14 protein-coding genes are annotated in these 9,566 nt (G+C 46.5%); 5 read left to right on the top strand and 9 right to left on the bottom strand.

Annotated features, from left to right (window positions below):
• The 5 genes from QW597_06630 to QW597_06610 all read right to left on the bottom strand — a co-directional run.
• Positions 1-538, bottom strand: a 538-nt coding sequence (locus QW597_06630; GenBank protein MEM0156253.1) for a diphthamide synthesis protein, incomplete at its 3' end; no start/stop codon positions are given.
• A 78-nt stretch (positions 539-616) separates the two neighbouring features.
• Entirely contained in the window at positions 617-1,846 is a 1,230-nt protein-coding gene (gene hutI, locus QW597_06625; GenBank protein MEM0156252.1) for an imidazolonepropionase, read from the bottom strand.
• Between the two features lie 6 nt (positions 1,847-1,852).
• Positions 1,853-2,578, bottom strand: coding sequence for a hypothetical protein (locus tag QW597_06620; protein MEM0156251.1), 726 nt, complete (start codon positions 2,576-2,578; stop codon positions 1,853-1,855).
• Positions 2,579-2,603: 25 nt separating this feature from the next.
• The gene (locus QW597_06615; protein ID MEM0156250.1) at positions 2,604-3,482 is read right to left on the bottom strand and encodes an NAD(P)-dependent oxidoreductase; all 879 of its coding nucleotides are present in this window, start codon (positions 3,480-3,482) and stop codon (positions 2,604-2,606) included.
• Between the two features lie 19 nt (positions 3,483-3,501).
• Positions 3,502-4,266 (bottom strand): MBL fold metallo-hydrolase, encoded by a 765-nt coding sequence (locus QW597_06610; protein ID MEM0156249.1) that lies wholly within the window; start codon positions 4,264-4,266, stop codon positions 3,502-3,504.
• 96 nt (positions 4,267-4,362) lie between these two features.
• Here QW597_06610 and QW597_06605 point away from each other — a divergent pair, with 96 nt between their 5' ends.
• From QW597_06605 to QW597_06585, 5 genes are all read left to right on the top strand, one after another.
• Positions 4,363-4,911 carry a class I SAM-dependent methyltransferase gene (locus QW597_06605; protein MEM0156248.1) on the top strand — a complete coding sequence of 183 codons (549 nt, stop codon included), beginning with the start codon at positions 4,363-4,365 and terminating at the stop codon, positions 4,909-4,911.
• 12 nt (positions 4,912-4,923) lie between these two features.
• Positions 4,924-5,655 carry a glycerophosphodiester phosphodiesterase family protein gene (locus tag QW597_06600; protein MEM0156247.1) on the top strand — a complete coding sequence of 244 codons (732 nt, stop codon included), beginning with the start codon at positions 4,924-4,926 and terminating at the stop codon, positions 5,653-5,655.
• 16 nt (positions 5,656-5,671) lie between these two features.
• A complete protein-coding gene (locus QW597_06595) occupies positions 5,672-6,208 on the top strand; it encodes a GNAT family N-acetyltransferase (protein ID MEM0156246.1) in 537 nt (178 codons plus the stop codon).
• 85 nt (positions 6,209-6,293) lie between these two features.
• Complete coding sequence (locus QW597_06590) at positions 6,294-6,674, top strand: hypothetical protein (GenBank protein ID MEM0156245.1); 381 nt, start codon at positions 6,294-6,296, stop codon at positions 6,672-6,674.
• A 46-nt stretch (positions 6,675-6,720) separates the two neighbouring features.
• Positions 6,721-6,996: a peptidylprolyl isomerase gene (locus QW597_06585; GenBank protein MEM0156244.1), complete on the top strand. Its 276-nt coding sequence runs from the start codon at positions 6,721-6,723 to the stop codon at positions 6,994-6,996.
• Between the two features lie 8 nt (positions 6,997-7,004).
• Here the strand turns inward: QW597_06585 and QW597_06580 are convergent, their stop codons facing one another.
• The 4 genes from QW597_06580 to QW597_06565 form a co-directional block, all read right to left on the bottom strand.
• Positions 7,005-7,394, bottom strand: a complete 390-nt coding sequence (locus QW597_06580) for a succinate dehydrogenase (protein ID MEM0156243.1) — start codon at positions 7,392-7,394, stop codon at positions 7,005-7,007.
• Positions 7,395-7,398: 4 nt separating this feature from the next.
• Entirely contained in the window at positions 7,399-7,794 is a 396-nt protein-coding gene (locus QW597_06575; GenBank protein ID MEM0156242.1) for a succinate dehydrogenase, read from the bottom strand.
• 8 nt (positions 7,795-7,802) lie between these two features.
• Positions 7,803-8,528: a succinate dehydrogenase/fumarate reductase iron-sulfur subunit gene (locus tag QW597_06570; GenBank protein ID MEM0156241.1), complete on the bottom strand. Its 726-nt coding sequence runs from the start codon at positions 8,526-8,528 to the stop codon at positions 7,803-7,805.
• Positions 8,529-8,536: 8 nt separating this feature from the next.
• Positions 8,537-9,566 (bottom strand): FAD-binding protein (locus tag QW597_06565; protein MEM0156240.1); only part of this gene is annotated, 1,030 nt, incomplete at its 5' end.

The raw sequence follows: 9,566 nt of genomic DNA, 5'->3' as shown, positions 1-9,566 counted from the left end.
TCACGATCACGTATGCATCCACATCCATGGAAATGGAGTGTGCAGAGCTGAAGTTGCATCCAAGCACCTGGCCGGGATAGGCAAGTCTCTGATCCTGATTTCCTACGATGACCTCGAAGCCCATCTTCTTCAGGATATCACGAGCTTCGTTCATCCTGTCCATGTACTGAATTGAGGAAAGCAGCCCGATCCTGCGAAATCCATGCTCCTGGAGGTCACGGAACATTTCTGGCGTCAGGGAGAACGTGCTGTCGTTTCTGGCCTCCTGGAAAATCATTGGCTTGGGGTATTTTATATTGGGGATGATAGAATGTCCGTACTGCACAATGCAGTCCACATCCCTGTACTGCTCCTCGTTCCCCACATCGCAGGCTCCATAAAACGGATCGGAGCTAACTATGACGGAAAACCTTGAAGACAGCTGGTTAAAGTACTCAAACACGTGTGGCTTCAAACCATCCGGTAATTGGAGAAGTATCTTCCTTGCACCCATCTTTTCCAGTTTTTCTATGGTATCATCGACATCAATGCTAAGCATTCGCCGTGACCATTGCTTTTTCTTATTTATATGCAATGAAGGGCAATTTTCCAGGGACAGCTTGATCTGGATACATTTCTATGCCTTCCTGTACACAATCCTTCCGCTGTTGATAACAGTATCAACTATGCGCGACGAATACATGTAAGGAATCTCTTCATACCTGTCTACAGAGAATATAGCAATATCAGCCGCCTTCCCAACTTCAATTGACCCCCTCGTCCGCGCTACTCCGGCGGAATATGCGCCGTTGATTGTTGCAGCATTGATGCATTCAGCCGGGGAGACTCCCTCGAATCTTGCGGCAAGATACATAGCGAATAGCATGTTTGAGTTCACTGAAAGCGGAGAAACGTCAGTAGATATGGATATTGGTATTCCGGAATCTATGAATTTCCTCACATCCGGGTAATTGCCCCTGTCGAGCGAGAAGCCGGTTATAGGCAGGAAATTGGCAATGGCACCAGACTTCCTTATCTTCTCCATCCCGTTCTCTCCGGTCTTAAGCAGGTGATCAACGCTTGTAAGCCTGAATTCATCGCACAGGTCAAGACAGCCTATGTTCTGCAGCTCATCCGCATGGAGCTTCATGGGCACCCCGTTGGCCTTTGACCATTCAGCCAGCCTGCGGCAGGATTCCGGAGAGTATGCTCCGCTGTCACAGAAAGCGTCAGTAAAAGCAAATCTGCCCTTCAGCTTTGATGCGACAGTGCCGATCATGTAATCAACGAAGGCGTCTTCAGGTGTAGCGGGCGGAATGGAGTGCATGCCCAGGAATGTAGGTACAGCATTCACGATGCCGGTTCTGGAAATTGAGTCAATGACATCCAGCATCTTGGTCTCCCCGGCAAGGGTGGTGGTATAACCGGTCTTCATCTCCATCGTTGTTGTTCCTGTGGAGACCGAATCCCTTACCCTTTCTAGGGTGGCCCTCAAAATCCCATCCGCAGACATTTTCTCTGTGTCCCTCACGGTGCGGTTGATACCGTTTCCACTCTTCATGATCTCCAGATAGCTCTTCCCCTGTGCCCTGAGGTAAAACTCCTCGTATCTTGATCCGCTGTATACTATGTGGGTGTGTGAATCAACCAGCCCCGGCATAACTGTCTTGCCGGTGGCATCAATGATATCTGAACCGGTCGGTGCATCTATGGATTTCGAAATCTCTTTTATTTTTCCGCCGGAAACCAGTATGGAAGCATTCTCAAGCACGTCTACAACTCCCAGTTGTTCCCCAATAAGAGGTTTCCCCGGGTCTCTGGTTATTATGATTGAAGAAGCATTCCTAATGATCAGGTCATCACTCATTCACAATCACACGTATATCATCCAGAAACCGAATATAACAGTTATGAGAAAACCAATGCTGATGGGGATCATGAAAGGTGATCTGTAGATCATCATCCTGCTGTCATCGGACCCACGAATAGAAAATTTCTTACTGTTCCTGGTGTACATATTGTCATCATAGGGTAGACCAAGGAACGATGCTGCTCCTATCCTGTTTCCGATCCTGACGTTCAGGATGAGCATATATACTGGAAGGTACAGAGAAACTATGGCAATGTTGATCAGCATTGCGAAAGAAAGTGGCAGAATGGTCAGGACAAATGCCTGTTTTGCGGTAAATGCCCAAGTGAATGGAAAGGTGATGAAGGATAAGAAAATGGCCACCATGGCCTTTATATCGCCAATTCCGAAGAATCTCTCTGTAAACCCCAGTTCAAACGCTATGAAGATCATTATTGAGGATGTGAGGTATAGAGGTTCCCCAAGAAACAGAAATACTGAGACAATAAGGATAACAAGCCCGTAGATCGGGTAAAGGTAAAGGTCGGTCCTGATGAATGTCCCGGCAAAAAACAGGATGCCAACTGCGATGAACCAGGCACTCTGTCCGGTAAATGCAAAATTTATGGCGGCAACCGCGACGAGCGGGATGAAGATGAAAGAGTTGATGGTTCTTTTCCTGATGTCGGTATATGAAGCGACGGCAAGGGTGGCAACCGCAATCAGAAATGTGATGAAAATAATGTTCATCAGCAAACGATGATCTGGATAGTTATTAGGCTTTTCTGTTCACTCTTCTGTAGGTTTCTATTAGTGCGGAATAATCTAGATCTCCCATTCCTTCATTGTATCCCTGCTCGTACATTGTGCATGCAGCTGCAGTGACCGGAGCAGGGGAAAAGAGATCCATCGCCATTCTCAAACCGTATTTGATATCCTTTAGCTGATGTGACAATATGAACTGCGGATCATAGTTTTTTTCTATCATTCTTTTTCCTTTAAGCTCAAGCGCTCTGGAATTTGCTCCTCCACCAGAGAATATGTCTTCAAGAGTCTCTGTCCTGATGCCTATCTTCTCGCCCATTGAAATGGCCTCGCAGAGTACGGCGTAGTTCGTCCCCATGATCATGTTGTTCAGTGCCTTCACCTTAAGACCAAGGCCATTTGCCCCGACGTGGACAATCCTCTTTCCGAACGTTGCAAGAATGGGCTCAACGCGCCTGAATCCAGTTTCAGATCCACCCGCAGCTATTGTGAGCGTGCCTGCAGTTGCAAGATCTACGCTTCCGATCACTGGGGAATCCAGCATTTCGGATTCTTTCTCCAAGACCATTTCCGCCATTTCCTTGGAATCATCCGGGTAAATAGTGCTGAGGTCCACCAGGACAGACCCTTTCCTTATACCTTCCAGAATGCCATCCTTGCCTGTCACAACGCTTCTCACAGCCTCGGTGTCGGTAAGCATGGCGAACACAACGGAACACTTGGCCGCCACTTCTTTAGGAGAAGAACATACTTCAACCCCGTTTTTCCCGAACCATTCAGCCTTTTCCGCACTTCTGTTATATACCGCCTTCAGGCCGTATTTTTTCATTATATTTCTAGAAATTGCCTGCCCCATCTTTCCCAATCCGATGAATCCAACTGTTTCCATGATTCAGTATGTCTTGTGGCTAGAAAACATCTATGTTATAAACGGAGGAACCAAGATCTTGCGATGCGCACTCTATGCTGTGGTACCCTATCCCTCTGTTGATCAGATGCATGGAAACTGCCTGTTTTGCCATATCAGGGGTATTGTTTTCCTGGCTCAGATGTGTCAGGATTATGCGGGTTTCCGGAGTGCTGACCTTTTCCAGAGCCTCGGACGTCTGGGCGTTTGAAAGATGACCCTGTTCACCCAGAATCCTCTTCTTCAGTGGATACGGATAGCTTCCAGATTTGAGCATATCAACGTCATGGTTGGCCTCAAGGGCCACAACCTGCGATCCCTTCATGATCTCCACCAAACCCGGCGTAACATATCCCAGGTCAGACACTATGGAGATTTTCGCCTTACCATTCTGAACCGTGTAGGCCACCGGGTCCACGGCATCATGGGAAACCGAAGACGCACTGATTACGAAGTTCCCTATGGTCACCGTGTCCCTGATCGGGAATGCGTCTGCCAACCCAAGCGTTTCCGCTGTAGATCTCCTTGTGTATACGTCCACTGGCATGTTGTGCATTAAGACCCTTATACCGCTAGAGTGGTCGCTGTGCTCGTGACTGACGAAAAGAGACATCTCGGGATTGGTGATCCCCAGCTCTTTGACCCTCGACTTCAATCGCTTCAGGGATATACCAAAATCTATCACCAGCAGGGTGTCCTGATCCCAGATGAGGGTGCAGTTTCCGCTGCTCCCGCTCGAAACCATGTTGAACCCTATGCCTCTCACGTGCTGTCATACCGTATCCGGTTAAATTAGTTGCTGTTTTCAGGCGGCAGACAAGCAGCATGGGAAAGCTATTATTTTCGTACAAGCTTATCATCAATGGAACATCATGACTATGAACGCGCGGGAAAATTGCGCGATCAGTACATTCCCTATGAAGATATCGAGAACATGGTTAATCCCAAGGACGGGGATATACTGGTAGATTTCGGATCTGGAGACGGGTTCTATTCATTAAAATTTGCACCACTTGTCGGATCCGGGAAGATATATGCCTACGAACTTAACAACAGGGGAATAGACGCAATAAGAAAAAAACTCGCTGACAGAGGGATAGGTAACGTGGAAATAGTGGAAAAGGACATATGTTACGCTCCCCTTCCCGAAAGGTTTAACAAGGCGTTCTTCTCAAATGTATTCCATGATCTTGATTGCCAGGATACCCTACTGTTCAGGTTTTCAGGAGTAAAGAACCTTGAGATCACATTCATAGAATTTAAGATCGATACCCCGTTCGGGCCTCCTGAGAATATAAGATTCTCACAACAGAAACTCAGGGAAAAGCTTGAAACACACGGATTCGTTCTTGATAGCGAGATCGAGTTCGAATACCATTACGCCCACAGATATAAACGGAAAAGTAACTAGGAGCTACTGTCAATGTCAGAAAATAATGAATTCCTGATAGTGGGTCACAGAGGACTTTGCGAAAGACACGTTGAGAACTCACTCAGTGGGTTCAAGGATGCAAAGGCTTCCGGTGTGGGAGCGGTTGAGCTTGATATCCAATTCACCAAGGACAGGAAGATTGTCGTGTTTCATGATTACGATCTCACGAGACTGTGCGGTGTAAAGGGATCGACGTGGGACTATACCCTTGAAGATCTTAAGTCATTAAGGCTTGGAAATGGAGAGGAAAACATACCCACGCTTTCTGAGGTTCTTGATTCCTTGGGGAAATACAGGATTTTCATAGAACTTAAAACAGTAGATGATGATGGTGGTCTGGTGAATTATGGGCTGGAGGATGCTCTGATCAGTGATCTTGATGGCAGGGACACTGCTTTATACAGGTTTCTTTCCTTTAACCCACTTTCGTTGCGCCTGCTGAAGGAGAAAGATAGCAGCATGTTCACTGGTCTAAACGTATCTCCAGAGACAATGAATTATTATGGGGAGATAAGCCAGGACCTGCTGGAGAGGTTCTCTGTTGATTTTGTACAGCCGGAAATGTCTATGTTTCTCAAGGGACACTTTTCCGGCATCGCAGGAAAAGTACCTATCATACCATGGACTGTGAATACGGTGAAGGATGCAATCGCCTGCAGGGAGATGGGTTCTTCTGGAGTCATTTCCGATGTTCCGCTTGAGCTAATGGAGAGGCTGAAATAATACAGGGGATGGGAATATGAAAAGGGATATCATACTATCTGGGAAGAAAGCATCAATCGGGATTGTGCTGAGAGAGGACCTTGGAACAATAACCAGCTATATGAATGATCGATCGGTCAGAACGTTTCTCAGGGATCCGGGAAAGCTATTCTACATAGAAGAGGAGGAGGAATGGTACCAGAAGATAATAAAGATCAAGGATCTGCGTGTCTTTGCAATTTGTGAAGGGGAAGAATTCTCTGGACTTGTATCTCTCCATGACCTGAGCTTCAGGAACGGCGATGCTTACATAGCATATTCCATAGCGCGGGAGAAGTGGGGCCGTGGGCTCGCCACTGAGGCAGTATCGCTAGCCGTTGAGTATGCATTTGATTATCTTAACCTGAGGAAGCTGCACTCATCAGTGTTGGAACCTAATATAGCCTCCATAAAGGTTCTCCGGAAAAACGGGTTTAAGGAAATGGGACGATTCCAGAAGAATGGGTACATACCTGGGAACGGGTATGCCGACGAGATTTACTTTGAACTCCTGAATACCAGGTTTCATTATTGATCTTAATTGCTGCTCTTACATACAATACATTTTGCCCCAAACAGCAATACAAGGCTTAATATATGATACTCGATATTAAAGTTCAATGAATTACCGGATGTTTATTGGTATAATAGAGCAGGAGTATACCAATAAGATAGCATCCGCTATTATCAGGACATCTTCTAGTTCGTTTTTTGGCAGAAAAGAAACCGACAAGCTTAAGGAAACGGTCCAGTCATTCAAGGCATGGGTTGTGAAGTTTATCACCACGACCACAATAACAGGACCACAGAACGAGACCATGGACACCATTGGTTATGTGGAACGTGTTGCCTTGGAAAGGGAGCAGATTCCGCCATATGGGCCACTGCATCCCCCCCTTGTGAAGACGCTTGGGCTTTTCACTGAGAGTGAACTACAGCATTTCTTCTCCAAGGGTTTCGTATCAAACCTGGAGAAGTTGATCCAGCAGGAAAGGAAATGATAAGTGCCAAAATATAATTATACCTGAGTTTGCCATTCAGTAATTCATGCCGGATAAGATAAGGTGTGCGCACATTCTGGTGCAGAAGGAGGCCCTTGCAAAGGAGATTCTTGCCAGGATACAGAAGGGCGAGAGCTTCGCTAAATTGGCGGAACAGTTTTCAATAGACAGTTCCAGGAAGAGGGGCGGTGACATCGGATTCTTCAAGCATGGTTCGACAGTAAAGGAGTTTGAGAAAGCAGCTTTCAATCTTCAAAAAAACCAGTTATCCGGCATTGTCCGGACGCAATTCGGCTACCACATCATAAAGCGTCTTGAGTGATTTTGCGTTCAGTGGAGGGGTAGCTGGGAAACAATAATGGCCAGTTCTGTTGAATAAATCACTGCAATTATGTAGACAGCTATCAGGATGTATGCAACCCATTTCTTCGTTGATGCCTTGATGCCCATATCGTACACGATACCCTTCACCCCGTTGAGCGCGTGATAGACAACGATCCAGTCAAAGGCTATATAAAATGCAAGCCACCAAGGATTGTGCAGGTTATTCAGCACGGTGTCGTACAGGGATATGGGAGTTCCGCCATTTATATGCGCAAGGTATAGATGCACGCCCACGAAAAATACTAAAAATACTCCAGTTATGACTTGAAACAGCCACTGTAACGTACCAAGACTCCCTCTGCTTGTCATAGGCTTATTAAGATATTTGTTTTCCATTTGATCACCCAAACGCAATAAATGCCCACGCGTAGTACAGGAACACAATGAGCAGTACCACCGAAACGCTCTCGAAGACATAGAAAAAGATCTTGTTGTGCTTCAGGCCAATCCCCATCTCATTCAACGCCAGCCTTATCCCGTTAGCGCCGTGATAAAAAATCACAAGCGCGAGCAGCACATCGAACACCAGAAAGATGTCCAACGGACCATACTTGATCGACTCTATTGCACTGTTATAATCCGTCGCTCCCTTCAGAATGTTAGATAGAACGTAGAAATGCAGGAAAAGATAAAACACTATCACAAGGCCGGAAAGCCTCTGGAAGGTGTATGCAAAATATCCTATGCCTTTTCCCCTGAATCTCACCCACCCCATGATTCCCTCTTTACTTTCCATCTGTCTCTCTACCTCCTGAAGATTTTTGCAAGCTCATACCTTGTGCCCTGAGCTCTCAACAATTGAATGGCAAATGAGGGGTCTACACCCTTGGGGCAAGCTTCTGTACATTCTCCAGCAAAGTGGCATCTTGATGTCCCTTCCTCCCCATCCACAATTTCCAGCCTGTATTTCTTTCCCTGATCTCTGTTGTCCAGATTGTATCTGAGCACACCAGCCAGTGCTGCAGGACCTATATAATCCGGGTCAGATCCAGCAATCGGACAGGCGGCAAGGCATATCCCGCATTTGATGCACATGGAATACTTCTCGTATTCCTTGAACTGATCTGGCGTCTGTGGCAGCTCAGAGGTGTAATCTCCTTCATCTTCCCTGATTATGAACGGGAGGCCATCCCTGTATTTTGTGAAGAAAGGATCCATATCCACAACAAGGTCTTTTATAACGTCATAGTGTTTCAGAGGTTCCACGGTAATTCTGTCCTTGCCAAGTTTAGCTGCTATGGTGGAACATGCGGTTTTGGGCTTGCCGTTAATTTCCATGCCGCAGCTGCCGCATATCTCCATCCTGCATGAGTACCTTACAGACAGGGTCTTGTCTAGGTTATCCCTGATGTACAATAATCCTTCCAGAACTGTAGATATCTTATCCTTGGGGATGAGGTAATTAGAATAGCTTACTTCCCCCTTGTCGTTTTTACGCTTAACAACAAATTCATATTCAGTTTCTGTCATTTTACCACTCAATAAACCCTTGGTGCCGGTTTCCATTTAGTTATTACAACCGGAACGTACTCTATCTTCGGCCCATCCTTGGTAAATCTTGCCACTGAATGTTTCAGGAAATTGGTATCGTCTCTGTTTGGGAAATCCTTTCTGTAGTGCGCTCCTCTGCTCTCCTTCCGCAAAAGAGCACCCATTGTTATGATCTCGGCAAGATCAAGCATGAATCCAACTTCCAGCGTTCTCGTCAGTTCAATATTGAAGACGCTGGATTTGTCAATAATGCTGATGTTCTTGTAACGTGCCTGTATAGCCCTCACCTGTCTGAGAGCTTCTGTCAACCCCTGCTCGGTCCTGAAAACCCCAACATTGGAATCCATTGCGATCCTGAGGTCTTCTGCGATCTTGGCCACATCTTCCTCGCCATCGCGGTTTAGCAGATCGTTCCATATCCTTTTTTCTTCGGCTTCCACCTTAGCCCTGTCCAGTTCGGATACGCTGTGCGAAACAGCCCACTCTGCGGCCTTTACTCCTGCGACGTTACCGAAGGCAAGGCACTCATTTGTGGAATTGGAACCAAGCCTGTTCGCGCCGTGTATGCTTATGGCAACGTTCTCGCCAGCTCCAAATACACCTGGCACTTCAGTTTTTGTATCCATGTCGACCGCGACGCCCCCCATGGTATAATGAGTTGCGGGATGGATCGGAATCATTTCAGTGGCCGCATCTATATCGTTGAACTTCTTCGCAATGTCTGTAATCATTGGGAGTTTTTCTTCGAGAATATCAGCCATGTGCCTCAGGTCAAGATTCATGTATACAGTATCGCCATATTTTCCCTTGATCCCTCTGCCAGCTTCAATCTCCCACATTATTGCCCTAGAGACTATGTCCCTTGGCGCCTTTTCAAGTTTTGTTGGAGCGTAATTTTCCATGAAGCGTTTTCCTTCAGAATTCACGAGATACCCTCCTTCAGACCTCGCCGCCTCAGTAATGAGTATGCCGGATGGGACAAGTCCCGTTGGATGAAACTGTATGAATTCCATGTCC

It is taken from the genome of Thermoplasmataceae archaeon (genome assembly GCA_038729425.1).
Lineage (GTDB): Archaea > Thermoplasmatota > Thermoplasmata > Thermoplasmatales > Thermoplasmataceae > B-DKE.
Note: the sequence above shows the minus strand (reverse complement) of the source record. Positions and strands in the feature narration are given on the sequence as shown.

Coding starts and splice junctions, on each gene's coding strand:
- hutI (MEM0156252.1), bottom strand. CDS start 1,846: ATGAGTGATGACCTGATCATTAGGAATGCTTCTTCAATCATAATAACC.
- QW597_06620 (MEM0156251.1), bottom strand. CDS start 2,578: ATGAACATTATTTTCATCACATTTCTGATTGCGGTTGCCACCCTTGCC.
- QW597_06615 (MEM0156250.1), bottom strand. CDS start 3,482: ATGGAAACAGTTGGATTCATCGGATTGGGAAAGATGGGGCAGGCAATT.
- QW597_06605 (MEM0156248.1), top strand. CDS start 4,363: ATGGAACATCATGACTATGAACGCGCGGGAAAATTGCGCGATCAGTAC.
- QW597_06600 (MEM0156247.1), top strand. CDS start 4,924: ATGTCAGAAAATAATGAATTCCTGATAGTGGGTCACAGAGGACTTTGC.
- QW597_06595 (MEM0156246.1), top strand. CDS start 5,672: ATGAAAAGGGATATCATACTATCTGGGAAGAAAGCATCAATCGGGATT.
- QW597_06590 (MEM0156245.1), top strand. CDS start 6,294: ATGAATTACCGGATGTTTATTGGTATAATAGAGCAGGAGTATACCAAT.
- QW597_06585 (MEM0156244.1), top strand. CDS start 6,721: ATGCCGGATAAGATAAGGTGTGCGCACATTCTGGTGCAGAAGGAGGCC.
- QW597_06580 (MEM0156243.1), bottom strand. CDS start 7,394: ATGGAAAACAAATATCTTAATAAGCCTATGACAAGCAGAGGGAGTCTT.
- QW597_06575 (MEM0156242.1), bottom strand. CDS start 7,794: ATGGAAAGTAAAGAGGGAATCATGGGGTGGGTGAGATTCAGGGGAAAA.
- QW597_06570 (MEM0156241.1), bottom strand. CDS start 8,528: ATGACAGAAACTGAATATGAATTTGTTGTTAAGCGTAAAAACGACAAG.